We start from the raw sequence: 22,604 nt of genomic DNA on the forward strand, positions 1-22,604 counted from the left end.
ACATGATACCGTGACTGATTATTAAAAGTCAATTAGAATTGGGTGCTAATTTAAAAAGTGACCAGTTTAACCGGTTTGTTAGCGCGCTTAACGGAAGGTTGGGTCGTTACAAGCGACTTGAATTCTGATAAGATGATTAGTGAAAAATGATTTTTTAGGAGGGTTTAAAACATGTCATCGATGTTAGTGGCGGAAGATCTGTCAGCGGTGGGTGGGATTTCATTGAGTGCTGCCGTACCAGTATTGACGGCGATGGATTACCAAGTGGCGGCGTTACCGACCAGTTTGTTGTCGACCCATACGAGTGGTTATGGGCGCCCGGCTGTCGTTAATTTAGCCGACTGGTTGCCCAAAGTCTTTGAACACTGGACAACGGCCCAGTTAGATTTCCAGCAGGGGCTGATTGGCTACGTTGGCACGGTGGAACTTTGCCAGTTATTACATGATTACTTAGCGCAACAAAAGTTAGACTTGCTCGTGGTAGATCCGGTCATGGGCGATCTCGGGCAGTTGTATTCGGGCTTCGATGACCAGTATGTGACAGCGATGCGGCAACTGATCCAATTGGCGGATGTCATTTTGCCCAATGTGACCGAAGCAAGTTTGTTGGCAGGCTTGCCATATACGACGCAACCAGATTTGCCAACAATTTTGACGGCGCTACAAAAGCTGTTGAAACCTGGTGCACATGCTGTAATTACCGATGTGACGCAGAATGACCAGATTGGCTGTGCTTGGCTAACGGCCGATGGGGTGCAATTTATCGGTGAGCCACGTTTGGCCGGTCATTATAATGGCACGGGTGATACGTTAGCGGCCGTGATTGCTGGCTTATTGGGGCGTGGCTTTTCATTGACTAGAACGTTAGAATTAGCTAATCAGTGGCTACATATTGCGGTTGCCGAGACGTTAGCCGACAAGCGGGCGGATGAGCGCCAAGGCGTGGCATTGGGTGGCTTGTTGCGCGCAATTTTAACGTTAGGCTAGTGTTGGAAGATGTTATACTACTAAGTAGTGTTTTGAAATCGAATTTAGAAGGAGTTATTCGAGATGAGTATTGAAGTTACAAGCGGTGCCGTAGTTTATCAACAAAAGGATGGGCATCCCGCTTATCTCTTATTACAAAGTGCGACCAGTGACTTTTGGGGCTTTCCAAAGGGGCACGTTGAAGGCGAAGAAACGTTAGCCGAAGCGGCTTTACGAGAAATTCGTGAAGAGACTCAGTTGGAAGTGACGTTAGATACTAAGTTTAAAGGTTACACGGAATATGATTTACCAAATGGTAATCGCAAACAGATGACGTTATTTGTCAGCGAAGTGCCAACCGGTGTGGCAGTGACGCGGCAAAAAGTTGAGATCAGTGCTAATGGCTGGTTTGACTATGCAACGGCCCGCGAACGGCTGTCCTACGATAATTTGAAAACCTTATTAGATCAGGCCAACGACTATATTGAAAAGAAGCTAAGCTAGTTCTGTCGGTTCTCGCTTCGGGTGGGCTGGCTGAGGCTGGAACGCGGTGGCCACGGTTTCGAGCCAAAAGGCGGTCTCGAAAGCCGGGCTTCTTCTAAGTCGGGAAACCCACCCAACTAAGAAGAATTTCACCGCTGAGCCTCAGCCAGCCCACCCTGCGCTAATATTGTGTTTGAATTGTGTTAGCAGAGTGGGAGACTAACCGTGACTAGTATTTCCAGTTTGATTTATTGGCTAGGTGACTATTCTGACGGTTTACGGATGTTGATTTAAGCCATGACTTAAATGAAAGTGTCGAACAGGTTCATTTAAAGGAACAAAATAGGCCATGTAAATTGCTCATACAGAATGAAAAGCGGCTATCTAAGAAATTTACTTTTGAAACTGACTAGCATGTCCTTTCACGATTAAATGTGCCAGTTTTAAAGATTGGTTAGTGGGAACTAGAATCCAGAATTAACTAAGAATAACGTGGTTATGTAGCGGAGGTTGGGCTGGATGACGCTCAGTGGTGAAATTTCACTAGGTCGAGGGGGTTGTCTCGACCTAGTGAAAGCCCGGCTTGGGAGACCGCACTGTGGCTTCCAACCGTGGCCACCACGTTCCAGCGTCGATCCAGGCCAACCGGAGCGGCAAGTTTCGCCAATCCAAACGGGTCTAAGGACAAAAAAATTACTGGCACCGTCGCATAAACGGGTACCAGTAATTTTTAAACTATTAAACTACGTTAGAACTTAAAAAGTACATCAATTTTTGAATTATAATGAACGATTTTTAGGCTTGAGTTTTCAAGTTAGCAACTGCATCTTCGATTGTAACGCCTTCAGCGCGCAATTCTGGATGAAGTTTGTCAGTTGCAACGAATAATTGACGCTGGGTATCCAAAACGATACTGAACCAGCTGTTTGTCGGTTGAAATTTCATGTGACAAAACCTCCTTCTGAAAATTGTTTGGTTTTGCTACGAGATGCTTACATCATCTGTGAACCTTACAATTCATTTACTATACGCTGTTCCGCGGTATAATGCAAATGAAAAGCCTTACAGAAAACATAAATTTAGGAGAATGACCCAATGACCCATAACAAAGTTTTTGTGATTACCGGTCCGACTGGGAGTGGTAAAACGACCGTCAGCCAGTATTTGAAAGAACACTATAACATGCCACAAGTGATTACGCACACAACTCGCTCGCCACGCGCTGGCGAACAAGATGGTGTGGATTATTATTTTGAAACGCCCACGAGTTTTCCAACCAAGCATTACTTGGAACATGTGACTTATAGTGGTAACCAATACGGTTCGTCGCGCGAAGGCCTTGCCGCTGGTTGGGAGAGGTCACCATATATCAGTATCGTGCTTGATACGGCTGGCGCGGTAACCTATGCCCGTGAGCTCGGCGACCAAGCCGTAATCATCTATTTAGAAGTTAGCAATCAGCAAGCTTTGATCGACCGGTTGACGAAACGGGGCGACCAACAAGTACGCATTGAACGCCGGGTCGCTAGCAAAGAATATTTACGCGACCAGCAATTGCCCGCTGGCTTAGTCGGCCATGCGCAAGTTATCGTCAATGACGATTGGTCACAAACGCAACAGGAATTGGACGCTTTAATCGCGCAGTATCAGACGGACTCCCAGTCGGCCAATTAATTCACTTTCGGTCGGCGATATGCTAAACTAAATAGTAATGATTATGATTTAGTTGAATGGAGGTCAGCCGGATGGAAGCGACTCTTGAGCAGGCGGTCACGATTTTACGCCGTAACCAATTAAAAATTACGAAGCAACGGCACGCGCTGTTGGACTATTTAGTGACGTACCAAGATCATTACGTGGCAATTTCGGCGGTGGATGACCATATGCGGACCTTGTTTGCAGGCATGAGTCATAATACGATTTACCGCAATATCAAGGAATTTGAGACCCTCGGGTTGTTGGAAGTGAAATCCGCTGACAATCAAACGTTGGTCAAATATCAATGTGACTTTGAGCATCAGCACCATCATCACTTTGTCTGTTCGAATTGTGGGCGGGTGATCGAGCTACAAGCGTGTCCGCTGGATGCCTATGAAGCCCAGCTCCCCGGCTGCACAATTACCGGTCATCGAATGGAAATCTATGGTTTGTGTGAGACTTGCACAGCCAAACAGGCGCAAGCAAATTAGTCGACAGTTCGTCGGCTTTTTTCATGCCCGCAGAATTGGTTGCCGTGGTAAACTTGTCCTAAAGACTTTATTAATTTCGACCACTTTTGATGCATTCACCGGGTAAGCATGGTTTAATTGAACATTAGAGATTGTAGAACGGCAAGATTAGAAGGGAATGACCTTGATGGCTTATCGAACACCACCATTTATTACACCATTTGCGATTGTTTCGATCGTTTTAGCGCTCGGCGCAACCAACGTGGTCGTGAATAAGACGACGCATACGGTCAATGGTGCCAAGGCAACTAGCAGTAGAGTTGTGAAATCTTCAAGCAGTACCACTGATGATAATGATAAGGCTAGCGACAAGAACGCTAGCGATAAAAATAAAGATAGTTCCAGCGATGAGTCATCAAGCAGCACTGACTCACAGTCGTCATCAACGGACAGTAGTAGTTCGACGACTGATAACTCGACCAATAGCAGTTCTTCAACGACGGACAATGACTCGTCAAGTGAGTCGACTGAGTCAAGTTCAAGCTCAACTGAGAGTTCATCTACCGAAGAGAGCAAAGCGTCGTCATCGTCCAGTTCGACCGAGTCTAGTTCGGCGGCCGCGACGACTGAATCGACGACTGAGTCATCGGATGACGGGGGCGAATAGGAATGTTTAGTGTTTTAGATATGATTAACCACGCCTTAGGTTACGTCAATGTTAACTTAAAGATTAAAAATCAGATTTATATTGGGATTGGGATTGCCGGCGACTTATACCTCGGCTATGTCGCCATTCAATTGATGCGTAACGGTGCTTGGATGCGGGGCCTGCTCTACATGCTCGTCTTCCTAGTACTGATTTACTTCATTACGTTGAACGTGATCTATTACTTTACGAACAAAAAGGCTAAGTACGATTTATCACCAAAAATCGAAAAATTATTAGGTGGTAAGCCGAAAGAAGCCATTGCCGCAGAAAAGCAAGCACAACAAGGCGCCCAACAACCGTATATTCCAGCTAATGGGATCTTTGATGGTCAGGAACTGTTACCCGCGGCCGTCAAAACGTCGCACGAAGAACAACGTAACGTTCATCAAATCGTCGATCAGTTGCAAGCGGCGAATATTGTCCGTTTGGATTACGGTGGGATGAGTGACAATGCGATTATGCAACAAGTGAAGACGACTGGTGAACCGGTGGCCGCGATTGGTCAAGGCATTCAGGTGCCTTATTCAGAATTGCGGTTGGAAAATCATCGCATGACGATTTATGCGGGTATCAATCAGATTGATCAGTTGCCAGTAGGCCACATCACCCGTGTCGGTTTGACGGATGTGCACGATGCGCATGAAGATTACAAGCTATATCTGGCTTCGACCGTGATTACCGGTGGCATGTCAAAGATTGCTGGGCGTTCAGCAACAATTGAGCAACCTGGTGATTACCAAGTGACGGCACAAGTCGCCTTTGAAAATCGAGAAAATTAAGAAATTGACTAAAGAAAAGTCGTTGTAGTTGACCTGTTAGGTTTAACCACAACGACTTTTTTTAGATTACTACTGAAGGTTGAAAGTTAAAAAGTACTGAACCATCCCGCAGTGATTCCTAATCAGGCTATGAAGGATAGTTGATAATTGTCGCTTCCGGTTATTGCTGATAACATGCGGACGAGGGACCGGGGCAAGCCTCAGGAACGTCTTGCCCCCCTGACTGGAAGGGCTGCCAAACCCGCAAATCTCCCAGACGGTCCGTGGTGTAAGACCGGAAAATCACCGGCCACACGCCACCCACACGCCCGATGCTATCAACAACAACCTCCAGCTAGTAAACTGTTTTGAATGATTAGCTAGTTGTTTAGTTTGGATAGCAAAGTCAGCCAAAGTTGGTGTGCTGTGCCGGCAGGATTAGCCGTCCCTCATAGCACACCAATTCTGACTGACAGAGCGATACGCAATATAAAGACATTTTAGACATAGCCAACAATTGCATTACTGAATTTATGCGTACCTTGTTGTTTTCAACCTTTAGTTACTATTATTTTTAAGGCTTAAAAGGTACCCAGATTTTGATTGGCGGTGACCTGATCATTATCAGCCAGTTTTAGTTGTGAAACACCTTCAAAGGCGACGATGACGGTTGTTTGTTTGCCTTGCTTGGCGATTGCTGAAAAATCAGCTGTTGCTAATTTTGTGGTTTGGTCCACGGGCTGGCCTTCAGTAACATGGACTTCAATCCCTTGACCGTTCAGTTCGACAGTGTCGATGCCAATATGGACTAAGGTTGATTGTCCTTTTTTAGTTTTCAAGAGGACGGCGTGTTTTGTTGGAAAAACGCTGACCACTTTACCAATGATTGGACTATAGATTTCTGTGGCACTTGGTTCAATCCCGAAACCAGTCCCCATTGCTTTAGAAGCAAAAACCGGGTCATTAACTGTTTCAATCGGCATCATGGTTCCAGTTACTGGGGCAAATATTTCTTCTTTTTTCTTATTAAAAAACATCTTAATCAGACTCCATTTCTAGTTTAGTTAATTTAATTTTTTGAACGGTAAAATCACCTTTGATAATTGGTAATGCTAAACCACAGTTAATCAGTTCTGAGCCAGAATAGATTTGTTGAGTCGTGCAGTCTTGATATAACGCATTGGGTTCCAGTCCGGGTAATTTAATCAAATTGGTCAGGGCATCAACGTGGTAGCGATTATTAAAAGCATAAATCAGCACGGTCGTTGGCGTGACAAACATCCAGGCACAGTTGTCTGAAGTGAACGGTGATTGTAATCGGTAAAAGCGACTAGTCGTCAGTAAAGACCGCTCTTGTTTGGCAACCTTTAGCTGGTTTTGAATCGCCTTTTTTTGGTCAGCAGTTAAGTCTAGAATCGGCATCTCATAGCCTAGATTGGTCGAGGCAGCCAGTGCTGTCCGAGTAGTAAAGGGCACGCTGCGGCCTGTTTGAAGATTTGGAATCGCCGAAATGTGACCAGTGATCGTGCTGGGTGGAAAAAGGTAACTGGCTCCGTATTGAATCTGTTGCCGATCGAAACCGTCCGTATTGTCGCTGAGCCAGGTTTGTGGAAAATAATAAGCCATGCCAGGATCGAGGCGGCCACCGCCACTGGAACAGTTTTCAAAGAGGACTTGCGGGTACTTGGTCGTCAATTGGTCAATGACGTGGTACAGCCCTAGCCAATAGCGGTGGGTATATTCCGAAGCCATAAAGTGCTGGCTTTGGGAAAATGGGTCGGTCATATGACGATTCATGTCCCATTTAATATAAGCGAGGCCTAAGTCGTCAATCGTTTTTGACAGTGTGTCAATGATGAAAGCTTGAACGGCCGGGTTTGTCAGATCAAGGCAGTATTGGCCGCGTCCTAAGATTGGCGCGTAACTTTGACTCCGCATGACCCAATCTGGATGAGCTTTAATTAAAGCTGTTTTTGGTGAAATCATTTCTGGCTCAAACCATAATCCAAACTGGAGACCTTTTTGTTTGGCGTACGTCACTAGTGGTTTGAGCCCATTCGGAAACTTCTGCTGATCAGGAGCCCAATCACCTAGTGAGGTTTGACTATTGTTGCGGCCATGGTACCAACCATCATCAAGTACGACCATCTCGAAGCCTAACTCACTAGCAGCGTCGATTAATTGCCGAATAAGGGAGTCGTTGACTTGAAAGCCACTCATTTCCCAACTGTTAATGAGCAGTGGTCGTTTTCGCTGACGCCAAAATGGTGGTAACAGATGAGCGGTCAAAAAGTGATGGAAATTTTGGGAGTTGCCGTTGAAACCGTTTGAACTGTAATTGAGCAAAGCTTGAGGACTCTGAAAAGCTTCACCGGGAGCTAGGTTCCAAGTAAAAGTATCACTGTTTAAGCCAATTTGTAGTCGGAGCTGATCGTATTGATCTCTTTCAATACTGGCTTCATGATTACCGCTGTAAATCAGGCTGAGAGCGTGCACGTCACCCGTAAATTCGGTAGCATTTTGCGACAATGCCAAGTAAGGTGGATGCTGCGGTCCGCTGGCACCTCTGGAACTACCAATCCTAAAGGTTCCATGTTCGATTTCTGTCCGGTCAAGCTGAAATTCTTTTTGGTGCGTGCCATGAAAAGTTGTCAGTTGTTGGTGATCATAAGGGGTATCAATTGAAGCACTTAGTAAGCGCTGAATTTGAATGGTTTGATTACCTTCATTTTTGACGCTCACGGAGCGGACAATCACCGCTGAGTCAGCAAAGATTGTGTAGTATAGATTCAATTGAACCTTAGCCACATCATCATATAGTGTAATAATTAAGGTTTCTGAATGCGCTTGGCTTTCACGTGCGTGCGGAAGTGTTGGCAAATCCACGGCACCAGTTTTAATCTGATAACTTTGATAATGATATCTGGTGGGTGATTCAGCGTTGAGCGGTTGAATTTGAACCGTACTACTGCGGTAATCACCTTGAAAGGCAATCGGACATTCAAACGGTAAAAAATCGGGTGATAGCTCCGGTTGCTTTGGATCAGGTGTTGCGGCAAAGGTTCTTTTTTTGAGTTGCGGTCGGTTACTAAAGTGATAACTCGTCAGCGGATGGCCCCAGTAACGATGAATTAAATCATGATTGGCGACGATTTCCATAATATAAGTAACTTGTGGATTACTTAGTGTAAATGTGTGATTGAGCTGATCAAAGTGAATAAGTTGTGCCATATTAAGGGTGCTCCTTTCGATATGCTGTTGGTGCGCAGCCCAAGCCTTTTTTGAAGAATTTGGAAAATGAAAGGGCATCTGTGAACCCAACCGAACCAGCGATAACATTGATTGGATCATCACTTTCAGTTAATAATTTTTTGGCCTTGTTAAGTTTTAAACTCGTTAAGTACGTTTTAGGTGAGACCCCAATTTCCTGTTTAAACATCGCTGATAGATAGTTCGGATGAATGCCTAAAGAGTAGGCAATATCTGAGATTTGAATATCATCGTGATAATGATGTTCCATATAACGCATGGCTTGAGCAGACACTGAGCCGTCATAATTGGCCGCAACGTTAATGCCGTGTTCACCTAACAAGTTGCCAACGATGTCATACATAATGCCATTGATTTTAAAATAGGCTGCCAATGTATTTTGACTCAACTCAAGAATACGTTCGATCCGTTCTTCGTAGAAGTTGCTGTCTGCACAATCCATGACATAGTTGTTAGGGCTGGCTTGCCGCAAAGTTTGAACCAGGTTCAGTGACTCAATCCCTGTGAAACCAATCCAGGCATATTTCCATGGTGCCTTTTCGTCTGCGGTATAGGTAGAAACGGTATTGGCTGGTACAATAAAGAGTTGATTCTCATGAACTTCAAGTGTTTGTCCTTCGATTTCTAGTTGGCCTTTGCCCTCCGTTACAAAGTGAATGAAGTGATAGTCGCGTCGTTTGGGACCGTAGCTATACCGCGGCTGACACGCTTCAATCCCACTATTATATAGGATGAAGTCTGAGATACTCTTCTTTGAAAAATCGGTAAATTTATCTGTATATTCTCGCATATTGTTGTTCATGTTGTCATTATACATGGCAGCGCTTTAATTTAGATGGTCATCTTAGAAATTTCCATATGTTCGTTAACTTTTTCCATACTCCTTATCAGTCACGGAATGGTAAGCTTTCATCAATCAAGATTATGAAAGCGCATTATTAGCGTTGTGAGCTATCGGGAGGTATTAGAAAAGTTGGATAACCAATACAGGAATTCTTTCCATATTGAGCCGGTCAAGGGATTGATGAATGACCCCAATGGCTTAGCCCAATTTAAAGGCAAATATTATTTTTTCTATCAATGGAATCGATTTGCAACCAATCATACTTATAAGGCCTGGGGATTATTTACGTCTGAAGATTTAGTCCATTGGCAGGATCAAGGCGCGGCATTGCTACCAGACCAAGCTGATGATAAAGATGGGGTCTATTCAGGCAGTGCCGTGGCGGCTAATGATAAGTTGTATCTTTTTTATACTGGTAATAGTCGGATTCAGGGTAAGCGGCAGAGTCACCAAAAGATGGCATGGTCCACGGATGGTCAGACGTTTATCAAGCAGGACATGGCAGTCTGCACGCCGACTGGCTTAACGGAGAATCATCGTGATCCTAAGGTTTGGCAACATGCTGGTAAGTGGTGGATGGTGACAGGAGCCCAAACAGAGACTGATGGTGGGGCTGTTGCACTATTTGAATCAACCGATTTAAAACGCTGGCGCTATCAAGGTATTTTATATGCAGGCTCAGATCTTGATCAGATGTGTGAGTGTCCAGACGTGTTCTCATTAAGTCCAGAAGCCGATATCTTGACAGTTTGTCCACAAAAACGGACAGCAGCCAGTGGTACGGATACTGCAATTTCTAGTTTTGCAGGTTATTTGGTTGGTAAAATTGACTATCAACAGAAAAAATTCATTGTTAAACAGGAGTTAGCTAAACTAGATCTTGGTTTTGACTTCTATGCGCCGCAGACATTTGTAGATGATCATGGCCGCCGAATAATGACAGCGTGGATGTCACGGATGACGGCGGCTGAGGAACAGGCCTGCCCGACGATTGCTGCAGGCTATGTGCACTGCTTGACAATGCCTCGAGAACTAAAATGGCAACATCAACAACTCTATCAACAACCGTTAGTCGACTATCAACAATTGAGGGAAGCTCGTCAGACGTATATAGCCAAGTCAGGTCATCTTGAAAATGATAGTCCAGCTTATGAGGTTATTGTTAAATTTAAAGCCATCCCGGAAACGTTTTCACTTGCCTTAAATGGCGGGGCAAACAGGATCAATTTTGATAAGGGACAACTAGCTATTAGCCGAATCAATTGGGCTTCGGGAAAACAGGAGATTAAAAAAATACCGTTGACTTCACTAGATAAGCTTCAGATTTTCAATGATCATTCAACGATGGAAATATTCATCAATGATGGTCAGTCAGTTTTCTCAATGCGAACCTTTAATGACGGTTGTAAGCACGATGGCAATTATCAGGGGCTACCTTCAGCTGGAAAGTTAACGTTTTATCATTACTAAGGAGAATACAATGAATAATAAAAAAATTGCGGGCGAAATATTAAAATTTGTGGGTGGTGCTGGTAATGTGCAGTCAGTGACGCATTGTGCGACCCGTTTACGGATCATCACCAACGATAAAGCTCAAATTGATAGCAAAGCAGTTGAAGCAGTTGACAAAGTTAAAGGGACCTTCTTTAACTCCGGTCAGTATCAGGTGATTTTGGGTACTGGTTTAGTGGATAAAGTTTATTCTGAATTTGTGCCATTACTGAGTGCTAGTCCGGCAGATCAGGCTGCGCCTAAAAAAGAAAAAATGACGTTTAAGCGTGCAATTCGGATTTTCGGTGATGTCTTCGTGCCCATTATTCCAGTGTTAGTGGCGACGGGGTTATTTATGGGATTACGAGGGTTATTAACCCAACAAGCAGTGCTTGGTATGATTGGGTTGACACCAAGCCAAATTCCTAAAGAGCTTTTAGTTTTTACCCAAGTCTTGACTGATACCGCTTTTGCCTTCTTGCCGGCTTTGGTTGCTTGGTCAACCTTTAAGATTTTTGGTGGGACGCCGATTCTTGGCATCGTTTTGGGGCTGATGTTGGTCAGCTCGGTGCTGCCGAATGCGTATGCTGTGGGTGAGGGAACTGCTAAACCGCTGATTTTCTTCGGCTTTCTCAAAGTTGTCGGGTATCAAGGCTCGGTTCTACCAGCCTTTGTCACTGGGATTGTCGGTTCTAAAATTGAAATCTTTCTTAAAAAGTATATTCCAGATTCCTTAGATTTGATTTTAACGCCATTCTTGACGTTATTATCTGGACTGTTATTGGCATTGTTCATTATTGGCCCAATCTTTCATGGCGTTGAAACGGGTGTTTTACAAGCGGTTGAATTTTTATTAGCGCTACCATTGGGGATTGGCGGGTTAATTTACGGTAGTTTTGGTCAATTGTTAGGGATTTTTGGGATTCATCATATTTTAAATTTCTTAGAGATCAGTATGTTAGGCAAGGATGGTTGGGATTACTTAAATCCCATTGGTTCTTGTGGCAATGTGGCCCAAGCTGGAGCGGTATTGGCAGTTTCGATTAAATCGTTATCGCCAAAAATTAAACAAATTGGTTATCCGTCAGCATTGTCAGCTGCTTTAGGGATTACTGAACCGGCAATTTTCGGGATCAGCTTACGCTTGATTAAGCCATATATTATGGCCATGATTGGTGGCGGTGTTGGTGGCTTCTTGGCCTCAATTCTACATTTGAGAGCAGATGGTATGGCTTTAACTGGGATTCCTGGGATGTTGTTATATCTAAATGAACAGTTGCCATTATTTATTTTTGTTAATCTAGTCGCGTTTGGTGTTGCATTTGGGTTGACTTGGTTTTTCGGCTATCAGAAAAATCAAGAATTGTAAGGGTATACAAAATTAAGCAAAAACAAGCTAAAGTCATTTTCGACTTTAGCTTGTTTTTGTTTAGAGCCCATTTTCAATCAATTTCCAGAGGCGTTCAAAGCGGACTTGGTAGTCTGGGTCATTCCAAGTTTCTTTAAAGTTGGGCAAGCTGAAAATTGCGAAGGCAGCGAGAATCATTTCGGCACGTTCATGGTGGGGGTCATGGTAGTCCATAATGTCATCGATGATTTGGTCAGCATCAAGGAGAACTTGTCGAAGGGCTTCTGGATTGTTGTCGATGTATTCCGTGTTGAGCGTAAACATTCGCTGGTTAGTGTTATAGGTTTCTTTTTTAGCCTTGGCGAAAGCCCATAACCAATCGTGTAATTGGGTTTTCGGTGCATCACTCTCAACAAGCTTGATTTTGTCAATAATTTCGCGCTTAAACCAAGTTGCCGCCACGGCTTCCCAAAGCGCCTGCTTATTTCGGAAATGTTTATAAATCGCCGCGTGGGTCATGCCCAGCGTTTCAGCGATTTGGTTTAAAGTGATCCCGGCATCGCCGGTCTGGTCAATTAAATTTTGGGCGGTGGCAATAATTTTGTCACGAGTCTTTTGTGCCATGTAATTGGCTCCTTTCAACGTCTGGTGCTTTTTAATAGTTTAACACAAAAAAATATAAAAGTTACTTTATTTGATTTTTGTAACTTAGTTTGTTAAACTAATTTTGAGTTACAAAACTAGATAAAAGTTACTTAATCATTATGACAATTAAGAGGAGTTTAAAACCATGAAAGCAGCGCAGTTAACCAAATACGAGTCAGATTTTAAGTTAGTCGTACGTGACATTCCAACCCCAACGCCAAGTGAAAATGAAGTTTTAGTGCAAGTTAAAGTCGCCGCCGTCAATCCAATCGAGCATCTGATTGGCAGTGGCAGTGTGAAATTGATTCAAAATTATGACATGCCACTGACGATGGGCAATGAACTATCCGGTATCGTCACAGCAGTTGGCTCAGCTGTGAGTCGTTTCAAGGTCGGCGATGCCGTTTATTCCCGCTTACCGTTGACCAAGATTGGTGCGTTTGCGGAGTTTGTTGCGATTGATGAACAAGCGGTAGCCTTAAAGCCCAAAACGCTCGATTTTGAACACAGCGCGGCCGTGCCCTTAACCGGTTTGACTGCCTATCAAGGGTTTACCGAAGAACTCGCGGCACAGTCTGGTCAAAGCGTCATGATTCCCGGTGGTTCTGGTTCATTTGGACAATTGGCGATTCCAATTGCGAAAGAACTGGGCTTGAAAGTCATGGTGAGTGGTAACGCCCGTGGCAGAGAAAACGCAGCGACAATGGGCGTCTCACAATATTTTGATTATAAACAAGAAAATTATTGGGAATCGCTTGCTCCCGTTGATTATGTGATTGATACGATTGGTAAACCAGAATTATCCCATGAACTGTCCGTGTTGAAATCGGGTGGTCGGTTACTTTCTTTGCGGATGGGACCTAATCGTCGGTTTGCAAAACAACATCAGTTATCTTTTTTGAAGACAACCCTCTTCTCGCTAGCAGGCACTCAGCTTGACCATCAAGCGAAAAAAGCGGGCGTCCAATATCATTTTATTTTTGTTCGTAGTGATGGCGCGCAATTAGCCAAGATTACTGAGATCGTGGAACGTGAAAATATCGTGCCAGCGATTGATCCAACCCAGTTCAGTTTAGCGCAAGTCAATGAAGCCCTGGAGCTAGTGGCCAATGGTCATCCTAAGGGTAAAGTCCTGATTCGTTTCTAGAAAGGTGATTCAAATGAAAAATACAACTTATACAAAAGTCCCAACTCAAAAAATAACGGCTAGCAATGGCGTCACGTATGCTTATCGCGATTTAGGCGATCCAGTCGGCGTGCCATTAGTTGCGGTGACGCATCTTTCTGCAAATTTGGATAATTGGGACCCTGAAGTGATTGATGGGTTAGCTCGGCATCAACGTGTGATTACGTTTGATTATCAAGGCGTTGGGAGTTCAAGTGGCCACGTGCCAACGAGTATCCAAGGGATGGCTAGTGATACGTTGAATTTCATCAAAACCATGCATTTGACTAAAGTTAATCTGCTCGGTTTTTCAATGGGTGGCATGGTTGTACAAGAAATGTTGTTGCAACAACCTAAGCTCGCGCAGCATGTGATCTTGGCGGGGACTGGTCCTCGGGGTGGCGAAGGCATTGAGAATGTGACTAAGATTTCAGACATGGACTTGGTTCGTGCGATATTCACCTTAACAGACATTAAAACGTCCTTATTCTTCACGCGAACAGAAAACGGGAAGACTAGTGCAAAACAGTTTTTAAAACGGCTGAAACGGCGGCAACAACAGCGTGACCGTACGATTTCATGGGTGGCTTATCGTCGGCAACTCAAAGCGATTAACCATTGGGGACGTGACGAACCAGCTGATCTTTCGGGGATTACACAACCGGTGTTAATTTTGAACGGTGACCATGACCGCATGGTACCGACTGACCCGAATACCTATGACTTACATCGGCAATTAACCAACAGTGAGCTGGTCATTTATCCGGATGCTGGCCATGGCAGTATTTTCCAAAATGGCCCTGACTTTGTTAGAAGAGCTAATGCCTTTTTAGCGTAGTAGGGCACTTGTTAATATAATTAAACATCGTTGTTATAACGGCGATAGGTTTGGCACTTATTCTCTGATATAATTATTTTTATAGATAATATTGGGGATGAAATGAGATGCGGGTAAAACGGCTTAAGGGAATTTTTAGTTGGGTGATACCGATTGTGGTTGGCTTGGCACTGGCTTTATTAATTCGCCAATTTTGGTTCACGATGGTTAAGGTACAAGGCACGTCGATGCAACCAAACTTGCAATCAAAGGAACGTGTTATCGCTGTAAAAACGGTTCCGATTAAGGCTGACTCAGTGATTGTTTTCAAGGCATATGGAGTGAATCAGGAAGAACAAGACCGGCGTGCTGATTATGTGAAACGTGTGATTGGCCTTCCAGGTGATACGGTTCGCTATACCAGGCGCGGTCAATTGTATGTGAATGATAAATTAGTCAAGCAGTCCTATTTGAAAAATCAATTTCAACAAACGACTGGCACTTATATGGCAAATCGTCATAGCCAGATGACCGGCTGGACATTGACTAGTTTGAGTCACGATCAATCCGCCTGGCAAGTTAAAGTGACGACTAATCGGGTGCCTAAGGGTTACTATTTTGTGATGGGTGATCATCGTAGCGTTTCTAATGATAGCCGGAGTTGGGGCTTTGTCCCTAAAAAAGCAGTTGTTGGCGTCGTTCATACTTGGCCATGGCAAGCCCGCAAACAATATCTTAATTAAACGCGATATTTAGATGAACTCTGATGCACACAAACTTTAATATTTAACGTTTAATTTGTTAAACATATTGGACAACCAAAATAAAGCAGAAACTGTGATTGAATGCTATCAGTTTCTGCTTTATTTTGTTGATTGGAAATTTTCAGATACTTTGCAATGACGTTCTAACGAATAGCAATGTCATTGGTCGGCGATTTTTTAGATATTTGAAAATTGGGTTCTAAGAGTGTATTAGTGCTTCGAAGTTGGAAAGTTGAAGTATGATAATCGAAAATGACTTGCATGTCCTGATCTAGCGTCAGTTCGGTGTCGTGGTTAAAATAAACTTTACCAGCATTTGACATCAAAACATTACTGAAGGTAACGGGGATTGTTTTAGCAGGTGTAATAAATAAATTATATTTCAAACCGTTTTGTGATAAATAGTCTGAGAACTCGCCAATGCCGTCGTCAAGGTCTAAAACAAGCTCATCTTGTGTGTTTTTGAGTTGGTTAATTTTATTAAGTGCGTTGTTATCAAAAGTTAATTTCATCATCATTCAGTCCTTTTTGAGTGATTTAATTGTAGTGGCAACAATTGCGTGAATGTTAGCAGATTCCTTGGGATTACGAATGACTTGCTGGATACCGTTATGCAAGAGTAATAACTCCGATGCAAGTGTTTCGATTGGTAAATCTGCTCTTAACTCATGCTTCATACTAGTTAAAACAAGCATAAAATTAGCTGCTAGTTCGTCAAATTGCTTGTTAGCGATTTGCGTTAGGCGGGGATCGATTTGGTCGAGTTTAGCTAAAGAATTTACGACTAAACAGCCTTGAGGGTAGTTAGCTGGTTTTGTATCAAAAATTAACAAGTCACGTAGCTTTTGTTCGGGTGTCTTATTGCTCTGAATAATTTGAGTTGATAATTGACTGAATGTTGAAACATAACGATTCAGTGCTTGATAGAATAGCTCATTTTTATTGCCAAAGGCGTTATACAAACTTTGCGTCTTAATGCCAGTGGCGATAGTTAATTCACGGAAACCAGTTGCCTCGAAACCGTTTTTCCAAAAATAGATCATTATTTTTTCTAAAATGACATCACTGTTAAAACTAAGTTTTCTTGCCATTGATGAGTTTTCTCCTTTTTTGAACGGCCGTTCAACAATTTGAAGTATAGTGCCATCTGTTTTGATTGTCAATAATTAAAATGTGTCAGTTTGCTTATTTGGACTCAAAAAGGCCCGCCGACAGTTGTCAACGGGCCTTTTAGTGGCTTAAAAGAGTGTCAAAATATCTAAAGGTTGTTTAAAACGATAAGCGGTTTGTTGATGATTAGCGTTCGGGTCCATGCCCCAAACGGCTAAGCCAAAATCAACCTTGGCTGCGGCGGCGGTTTGTTCATCGCTGAGAGAATCCCCAACGAATAGGGCATCGCTAGGTTGAACGCCAACCCGAGCTAACGCCGTCAACAATGGTAACGGATCTGGCTTTCGTTTTGGCGTGTCGTCGGCACTGATCGTAACAGCCAACCGGTCCATAAAGTCATACTGAGCCATGCCGCTTTCCATTTCGTTGCGACGTTGTGAGGTCACGATACCTAGTTTTACGTCGGTCGGTAGCTGTTGCAAGAGGGGTGCGATTCCAGGATACAAGGTAATATCTTGATAATGGTCGGCCATCACAGCTTCATAGCGAGCTTGGAAGTGGTCAAAGTCATCCGCGGCAATGCCGAGGTGGGCCATCGCTTGTTCAGCGGCCATTGGGAAAGTCGCTTGCGCATCCGCGGCACTAAATGGTTTGTCGTATTCGCTTAAAACTTGGGCCATGACCTTGGCATAGGCGGGCTGGCTATTGGTGAGCGTTCCATCGATATCGAACATGATGGCTTGATAAGTCATTGAAGATCATCCTTTCAACCTGATTTACTCTCAGTATATCAAATTAACCGTTGACAGTGATTATTTGGATTGTTATAGTTAGATTAATAATTGATGAGGAGCTAATGATATGTCATTACCATTGAACCAACCAAAAAGATCAACTAGCTTTTACTTTTGGTATTTTCGCTAGTGTTTGTGCCCGCTGCTTAGGTGCAAACACGAATCCGATGTTTGCATCGATGCGGCTTGCCAAGAGCTTTTTGCGATTCAATGGCGCCCATGGATGTTTGAAAATTCCAAGGGTGGCTAAAATAAGTTTTTTCGCGCAACACACCCTTTGAATTTTCGACGGGTGTGTTTTTGTTTTCTCAGAAACACCTCATAAATCAGCCATCAGACCCCGAGCCAATCAAAAATTCTGGGAGGAAACCCTTATGTCTATTGATTCTGAAACTTTAGTGCAACACATGAATAACCAACTTAGTGCCATCCAACCGTCCGATATTTTAGCTTTTAACGCTGAAATTGCCAATATTCCCGGAATTGTTCGTTTAACACTTGGCGAACCCGATTTCAATACACCTGAACACGTCAAAGACGCGGCGATTAAAAGTATTCAAAATAACGAAAGCCACTACGCCCCATCAAATGGGACCATGGCGCTCCGAACGGCCGCGGCGCATTTCTTAGCGACGAAATACAACGTTCATTATGATCCAGCTAGTGAAGTGATCGTTACCGCTGGCGCAACTGGTGGGATTTACACTGCCTTGAGCTCGATTTTGAATCCCGGCGATGAAGTCTTGATTCCAACGCCAATTTTCCCATTGTACATTGCGATTGCGAAGTTAAATGGCGCCATTCCAGTCTTTATGGATACGTCTAAAAATGACTTTGTCTTGTCGCCAGAACAATTGAAACAGACTTTAGCCGACCATCCAAAAGCTAAGGCGGTCGTTTTGAACTTCCCATCCAATCCAACAGGGGTCACTTACCGGCGGGATGATTTGAAGGCGTTGGCGGATGTCCTCGCAGACAAACCGATCTTTGTGTTATCTGATGAAATTTACAGCGAATTGACCTATGGTGACGCCCACGTGTCAATTGCGGAATACTTACCAGAACAAACGATTTTATTAAATGGGGTCTCAAAGTCCCACGCGATGACTGGCTGGAGAATTGGGATCATGTGTGCGCCTAAAGCCATCACTGCACAACTTGGTAAAATCCATCAATTCACTGTGACGACGACCACAGCCAACGCTCAAGCCGCGGCTGCCGAAGCGTTAAGCAATGGGATGGACGATGCCCAAGTCATGAAGAAAGAATACATGGCTCGGCGTGACTACTTATACAAAGCTTTGAATGACTTAGGCTTCAAGTCAGCCAAGCCAGAAGGGGCCTTCTACTTATTCAGCAAGATTCCAGCGGGCTTGCCACAAGATAGTATGGCATTCTGTCGCGAGTTAGCCCATGAGGCTCGGGTTGCCTTGATTCCAGGGAGTTCATTTGGCCCTGGTGGCGAAGGTTACGTGCGGATCAGTTACGCGGCGTCAATGGCCAACTTGGAAACCGCTGTTAAACGAATCGGTGACTACGTTGCCAGCAAAGCCACTCAAACGGAGGCTAACTAGATGAAAATTTTAATGTACAGTGTGCGCGATGACGAAGAAAGTGCCATTCAAGCATGGGCCGATAAAAATCAGGTTCAAGTTGACACCAATGCGTTGGAATTTCATCCTGAAACCGCTGATTTAACAAAAGGTTACGATGGGGTCGTGATTCAGCAACGCAGTGCGATCGGTGATGATCCCACCGTTTATCAAAAATTGGCAGACTACGGTTTGAAGCAGATTACTAGTCGGACTGCGGGGGTCGATACCATTGATATTCCAGCGGCCAAAGCTGCCGGGTTGACGGTCACCAACGTGCCTGCCTACTCACCTAACTCTGTTGCGGAAATGGCTGTGACGCAGACGATGCGTTTGATTCGTAATTTGGAATTATTCGACAGTCGAATCATTCAACAAAACTTCCAGTGGGCGGGGTTACAAGCACGTGAAATTCGTTCCTTAACGGTCGGCGTGATTGGTGCCGGTCGGATTGGTGGCACTGTGGCGAGATTGTTCCATGGTCTAGGGGCCAAAGTGATCGCCTACGATGTGGTCCATCATGAAGAATTAACGGATGTTTTGACCTACGTTGACACGAAAGAAGCCTTGTTGGCCCAAGCTGACGTGGTGACGTTACATGTCGATTTGAATGAAACCTCTAAAGCATTGATCGATGCCGCGGCGTTCAAACAAATGAAGTCGGATGCTTTTATCATTAATGCGTCTCGTGGCCCGGTCATTGTGACGGCGGACTTAGTGGCCGCATTGAAGGCAGGCGAAATTGCGGGGGCGGCCTTGGATACGGTCGAAGGTGAAGCCGCGTTGTTCAACCAAGATCATCAGGGCGAAGTACTGGCTGATAGCTTGATTGCGCAATTGCTACAAATGCCAAACGTCATTTTAACGCCACACGTTGGTTTCTACACCAACTTGGCGGTTAAAAACATGGTCGATATTAGTTTAGATGATGTGTTAACCATTCTGAACGGTGGGCAAACGGATCATGCCTTTTAACTGAAAAATAGGACTTAAAAAGCGACTAGGAAATTACAAAAATTTCTTAGTCGCTTTTTTGAGCCTGTCAGATTTTTCTAGTTTACAACTCGTCCGTTGTGATTGGTGGCTTTTTAAAATGGCTGTAAACCAGGTCTTACAAAATTTAAAAGGGCATTAATAAATTTTTTTGTTAGAAAAAATCCGAATATTATTAAGCAAAAGTGACAACTTTGTTCAATAATCACGAATAATTCACATTAGTTTCGGTCAAATTAGCCTAAAACGGCCATGAGAATTACCACTATTTTGGTGAATACGGCCAATATTAAGTCTTTTTTTGACAGATTTACTAATTATGTATTAAACTATTTAAATAGCATTAACGAAGAATAAGGATTTCTTAACAAAAGGATTAATGCGATTAAATAAAACTGTCAGCGATTGAACTGACAAAAGAAAGCGATGGTGACGCTATGTCAATGATCGAATTTCATAACGTGGAAAAGTATTACGGAGAATTCCACGCCCTTAAAAATATTAACTTAACGATTAATGAAGGCGAAAAAGTGGTTTTGATTGGGCCGTCTGGTTCTGGAAAGAGTACTTTGATTCGGACCGTCAATGGGTTGGAACGTGTTCAATCTGGTCAATTGTTAGTAACCGGGTTCGATTTAGCTGATAAAAAAACTGATATGAATAAAATTCGTAAAAATGTTGGCATGGTGTTCCAACACTTTAACCTCTATGCGAATAAAACAGTTTTAGAAAATATCATGATTGCGCCACGGTTGGTGCTGAAGCGCCCAGAAGCTGAAAATAAAAAGTTAGCCATGGATTTATTAGACAGTGTTGGGTTAGCTGACAAGGCCGGTAACTTACCGAGTCAACTTTCAGGGGGGCAATCCCAACGAATCGCGATTGCGCGTTCATTGGCGATGAAGCCAAAATGTTTGTTATTTGACGAACCAACCTCGGCACTAGATCCAGAAATGATTGATGATGTGTTGAACGTGATGAAGACTGTCGCTGAAGATTCTAGTATGACAATGCTCGTAGTGACGCATGAAATGGGCTTTGCCCGTGAAGTTGCTGACCGAGTTATCTTTATGGCGGATGGCGAAATTTTGGAAGATGATCGTAAAGAAAAATTCTTTGATGGTGAACCAACTAATGAACGTGCGCGTCAATTCTTAAGCAAAATTTTGACACACTAGTCAGCCGAGGAGGGTCATCTATGAAAAAGGTTACACGATATCTCGGGGTTATCGGCATGTTAGGCCTGTTGACGGTGTTTTTGACTGCTTGTGGCTCACGAAAATCATTATCGCAACAAGATGTTTTAACCAATGATCGTGCCAGCAACACGATTACTTGGGGCGTCAAAGCCGACACGAAGCTATTCGGGCTGATGGATGTTAAAGATAATACCATCAAGGGCTTTGACGCGGATATTGCCACGGCCATTACGAAAAAGATTTTAGGCAAAAATGGGAAAGCTAAGTTTGTCCAAGTCACGAGTCAAACACGGATTCCGTTATTGAAAAATGGGAACATCGATGCGATTATCGCCACGATGACCATTACCCCTGAACGTGAAAAGCAAGTTGATTTCTCCAGCTCGTATTTTGATGCTGGGCAATCTCTGTTAGTTAAAAAGGGAAGTTCAATTAAATCTGTCAAAGATTTAAATCAAGCTGGGACTAAAGTCATCGGGGTAACGGGTGCTAACTCAGTTGCGAACATTAAAAAGTTCGCCCCGAAAGCCAAAGTCTTAGAGCTGTCCGATTATGCGCAAGCCATGACGGCGTTGAAGTCTGGACAAGGGGTCGCTTTAACGACCGATAATGGGATCTTATATGGGATGGCGTCACAAAATCCCGGCTATGAAGTTGTTGGTGGGACTTTTACCAAGGAACCTTATGGGATCGCCATCAACAAGGGCCAAGACCCATTCAAAAAAGAAGTTAATCAAGCATTAAAAGAAATTGAAGCTGATGGCACGTACAACCGCATTTTGAAGAAGTGGTTCGGAAATGTCGCTGGTTTTGACTATAAGGAGGCGTCGCGCTAATGTGGTATATTCTAACGCACTATTGGTCAGAGTTGATTCAGGGGCTCGGCTATACCTTACTGTCGAGTGTCATTGCACTGTTCTTCAGTACGATCATTGGCACGATGTTTGCCATCTTTGAAGTCTTGCCAAATCGGGCAATGCGAATTATTGGGCGAATCTATATCGAATTGTTCCGAAATATTCCATTGCTAGTCATCGCGATGTTTTTCTACGTCATTATTCCGATGTATGTGGCGAAAATTGACGGTTTCACGGCCGGGACGATTGGATTGACGATCTATACGTCGTCTTTCATCGCGGAAACGGTTCGCGCTGGGATTCAATCGGTGGATAAAGGCCAAATGGAAGGGGCTCGCTCTAATGGGCTGACCTATTGGCAAGCGATGCGCTATATTGTGTTACCGCAAGCCTTTAAGATCGTCATTCCACCATTGGGCAACCAGTTTATCAATTTGGTTAAAAATTCCTCAGTATTGGCGTTCGTCGCGGGCTTTGATTTGATGTATCAAGGTAATTCAATTGCGTCATTGTCCTTAGATACGATCAATAGTTATATGGTCGTTGGGGTCTTCTATTTGATCATCACCTTGCCGTTGAGCTATTACATGCGGCATTTAGAAAAACGGTTAGCGTAAAGGAGGCAGCCAAA

General features: G+C 43.8%; 24 protein-coding genes. 16 read left to right on the forward strand and 8 right to left on the reverse strand.

Annotation, left to right across the window (positions count from 1 at the left end):
• The first annotated feature begins 171 nt into the window (after positions 1–171).
• Complete coding sequence (locus FFM70_RS10025; RefSeq protein ID WP_137616722.1) at positions 172–987, forward strand: PfkB family carbohydrate kinase; 816 nt, start codon at positions 172–174, stop codon at positions 985–987.
• Positions 988–1,050: 63 nt separating this feature from the next.
• Positions 1,051–1,470, forward strand: coding sequence for a bis(5'-nucleosyl)-tetraphosphatase (locus FFM70_RS10030; protein ID WP_137616723.1), 420 nt, complete (start codon positions 1,051–1,053; stop codon positions 1,468–1,470).
• 774 nt (positions 1,471–2,244) lie between these two features.
• Here the strand turns inward: FFM70_RS10030 and FFM70_RS10035 are convergent.
• Entirely contained in the window at positions 2,245–2,394 is a 150-nt protein-coding gene (locus FFM70_RS10035) for a hypothetical protein (RefSeq protein ID WP_137616724.1), read from the reverse strand.
• 150 nt (positions 2,395–2,544) lie between these two features.
• On the opposite strand from FFM70_RS10035, the gene FFM70_RS10040 reads away from it, so the two are divergent.
• The 4 genes from FFM70_RS10040 to FFM70_RS10055 all read left to right on the forward strand — a co-directional run bounded on the left by FFM70_RS10040 (position 2,545) and on the right by FFM70_RS10055 (position 5,105).
• The gene (locus FFM70_RS10040; protein ID WP_137616725.1) at positions 2,545–3,123 is read left to right on the forward strand and encodes a guanylate kinase; all 579 of its coding nucleotides are present in this window, start codon (positions 2,545–2,547) and stop codon (positions 3,121–3,123) included.
• 71 nt (positions 3,124–3,194) lie between these two features.
• Positions 3,195–3,638, forward strand: a complete 444-nt coding sequence (locus tag FFM70_RS10045) for a Fur family transcriptional regulator (RefSeq protein WP_137616726.1) — start codon at positions 3,195–3,197, stop codon at positions 3,636–3,638.
• Between the two features lie 166 nt (positions 3,639–3,804).
• Positions 3,805–4,284, forward strand: coding sequence for a hypothetical protein (locus FFM70_RS10050; protein ID WP_137616727.1), 480 nt, complete (start codon positions 3,805–3,807; stop codon positions 4,282–4,284).
• A 2-nt stretch (positions 4,285–4,286) separates the two neighbouring features.
• The gene (locus tag FFM70_RS10055; protein ID WP_137616728.1) at positions 4,287–5,105 is read left to right on the forward strand and encodes a DUF6681 family protein; all 819 of its coding nucleotides are present in this window, start codon (positions 4,287–4,289) and stop codon (positions 5,103–5,105) included.
• A 560-nt stretch (positions 5,106–5,665) separates the two neighbouring features.
• Here FFM70_RS10055 and FFM70_RS10060 read toward each other — a convergent pair.
• Genes FFM70_RS10060 through FFM70_RS10070 form a run of 3 tightly spaced genes read right to left on the reverse strand, consistent with a single transcriptional unit; the run spans position 5,666 to position 9,144 of the window.
• Complete coding sequence (locus FFM70_RS10060) at positions 5,666–6,121, reverse strand: PTS sugar transporter subunit IIA (RefSeq protein ID WP_137616729.1); 456 nt, start codon at positions 6,119–6,121, stop codon at positions 5,666–5,668.
• 1 nt (position 6,122) lies between these two features.
• A complete protein-coding gene (locus tag FFM70_RS10065) occupies positions 6,123–8,315 on the reverse strand; it encodes an alpha-galactosidase (RefSeq protein WP_223877473.1) in 2,193 nt (730 codons plus the stop codon).
• 1 nt (position 8,316) lies between these two features.
• Positions 8,317–9,144 carry an AraC family transcriptional regulator gene (locus FFM70_RS10070; protein ID WP_223877474.1) on the reverse strand — a complete coding sequence of 276 codons (828 nt, stop codon included), beginning with the start codon at positions 9,142–9,144 and terminating at the stop codon, positions 8,317–8,319.
• 183 nt (positions 9,145–9,327) lie between these two features.
• On the opposite strand from FFM70_RS10070, the gene FFM70_RS10075 reads away from it, so the two are divergent.
• Both FFM70_RS10075 and FFM70_RS10080 read left to right on the forward strand, forming a co-directional pair.
• On the forward strand, positions 9,328–10,668 hold the full coding sequence (locus FFM70_RS10075) for a glycoside hydrolase family 32 protein (protein WP_137616731.1): 1,341 nt from the start codon (positions 9,328–9,330) through the stop codon (positions 10,666–10,668).
• 10 nt (positions 10,669–10,678) lie between these two features.
• On the forward strand, positions 10,679–12,058 hold the full coding sequence (locus FFM70_RS10080) for a PTS transporter subunit EIIC (RefSeq protein ID WP_137616732.1): 1,380 nt from the start codon (positions 10,679–10,681) through the stop codon (positions 12,056–12,058).
• Between the two features lie 60 nt (positions 12,059–12,118).
• Here the strand turns inward: FFM70_RS10080 and FFM70_RS10085 are convergent, their stop codons facing one another.
• The gene (locus FFM70_RS10085) at positions 12,119–12,661 is read right to left on the reverse strand and encodes a TetR/AcrR family transcriptional regulator (RefSeq protein WP_137616733.1); all 543 of its coding nucleotides are present in this window, start codon (positions 12,659–12,661) and stop codon (positions 12,119–12,121) included.
• A gap of 166 nt (positions 12,662–12,827) precedes the next feature.
• Between FFM70_RS10085 and FFM70_RS10090 the strand changes: the two genes are divergently transcribed.
• From FFM70_RS10090 to lepB, 3 genes are all read left to right on the forward strand, one after another.
• Positions 12,828–13,829 (forward strand): NADP-dependent oxidoreductase, encoded by a 1,002-nt coding sequence (locus FFM70_RS10090; RefSeq protein WP_137616734.1) that lies wholly within the window; start codon positions 12,828–12,830, stop codon positions 13,827–13,829.
• 13 nt (positions 13,830–13,842) lie between these two features.
• Positions 13,843–14,685, forward strand: a complete 843-nt coding sequence (locus FFM70_RS10095; RefSeq protein ID WP_137616735.1) for an alpha/beta fold hydrolase — start codon at positions 13,843–13,845, stop codon at positions 14,683–14,685.
• A gap of 107 nt (positions 14,686–14,792) precedes the next feature.
• Positions 14,793–15,407, forward strand: a complete 615-nt coding sequence (gene lepB, locus FFM70_RS10100; protein ID WP_137616736.1) for a signal peptidase I — start codon at positions 14,793–14,795, stop codon at positions 15,405–15,407.
• A gap of 164 nt (positions 15,408–15,571) precedes the next feature.
• On the opposite strand, the gene FFM70_RS10105 is transcribed toward lepB, so the two are convergent.
• The 3 genes from FFM70_RS10105 to FFM70_RS10115 form a co-directional block, all read right to left on the reverse strand.
• Positions 15,572–15,943 (reverse strand): iron-sulfur cluster biosynthesis family protein, encoded by a 372-nt coding sequence (locus FFM70_RS10105; RefSeq protein ID WP_171002351.1) that lies wholly within the window; start codon positions 15,941–15,943, stop codon positions 15,572–15,574.
• Between the two features lie 3 nt (positions 15,944–15,946).
• Positions 15,947–16,591 (reverse strand): TetR/AcrR family transcriptional regulator, encoded by a 645-nt coding sequence (locus FFM70_RS10110; RefSeq protein WP_137616738.1) that lies wholly within the window; start codon positions 16,589–16,591, stop codon positions 15,947–15,949.
• Between the two features lie 75 nt (positions 16,592–16,666).
• Positions 16,667–17,290 carry an HAD family hydrolase gene (locus FFM70_RS10115; protein ID WP_137616739.1) on the reverse strand — a complete coding sequence of 208 codons (624 nt, stop codon included), beginning with the start codon at positions 17,288–17,290 and terminating at the stop codon, positions 16,667–16,669.
• A 416-nt stretch (positions 17,291–17,706) separates the two neighbouring features.
• Between FFM70_RS10115 and FFM70_RS10120 the strand changes: the two genes are divergently transcribed.
• From FFM70_RS10120 to FFM70_RS10140, 5 genes are all read left to right on the forward strand, one after another.
• Positions 17,707–18,906 (forward strand): aminotransferase class I/II-fold pyridoxal phosphate-dependent enzyme, encoded by a 1,200-nt coding sequence (locus tag FFM70_RS10120; protein WP_137616740.1) that lies wholly within the window; start codon positions 17,707–17,709, stop codon positions 18,904–18,906.
• The gene (locus FFM70_RS10125) at positions 18,907–19,899 is read left to right on the forward strand and encodes a D-2-hydroxyacid dehydrogenase (protein ID WP_137616741.1); all 993 of its coding nucleotides are present in this window, start codon (positions 18,907–18,909) and stop codon (positions 19,897–19,899) included.
• A gap of 455 nt (positions 19,900–20,354) precedes the next feature.
• The gene (locus FFM70_RS10130) at positions 20,355–21,095 is read left to right on the forward strand and encodes an amino acid ABC transporter ATP-binding protein (protein WP_137616742.1); all 741 of its coding nucleotides are present in this window, start codon (positions 20,355–20,357) and stop codon (positions 21,093–21,095) included.
• A gap of 20 nt (positions 21,096–21,115) precedes the next feature.
• Positions 21,116–21,952 carry a glutamate ABC transporter substrate-binding protein gene (locus FFM70_RS10135; RefSeq protein WP_137616743.1) on the forward strand — a complete coding sequence of 279 codons (837 nt, stop codon included), beginning with the start codon at positions 21,116–21,118 and terminating at the stop codon, positions 21,950–21,952.
• Positions 21,952–22,590: an amino acid ABC transporter permease gene (locus FFM70_RS10140; RefSeq protein WP_137616744.1), complete on the forward strand. Its 639-nt coding sequence runs from the start codon at positions 21,952–21,954 to the stop codon at positions 22,588–22,590. Before FFM70_RS10135 ends, FFM70_RS10140 begins: the two co-directional genes overlap by 1 nt.
• Positions 22,591–22,604: the final 14 nt, after the last annotated feature.

Source organism: Lactiplantibacillus nangangensis (genome assembly GCF_005405065.1).
GTDB lineage: Bacteria > Bacillota > Bacilli > Lactobacillales > Lactobacillaceae > Lactiplantibacillus > Lactiplantibacillus nangangensis.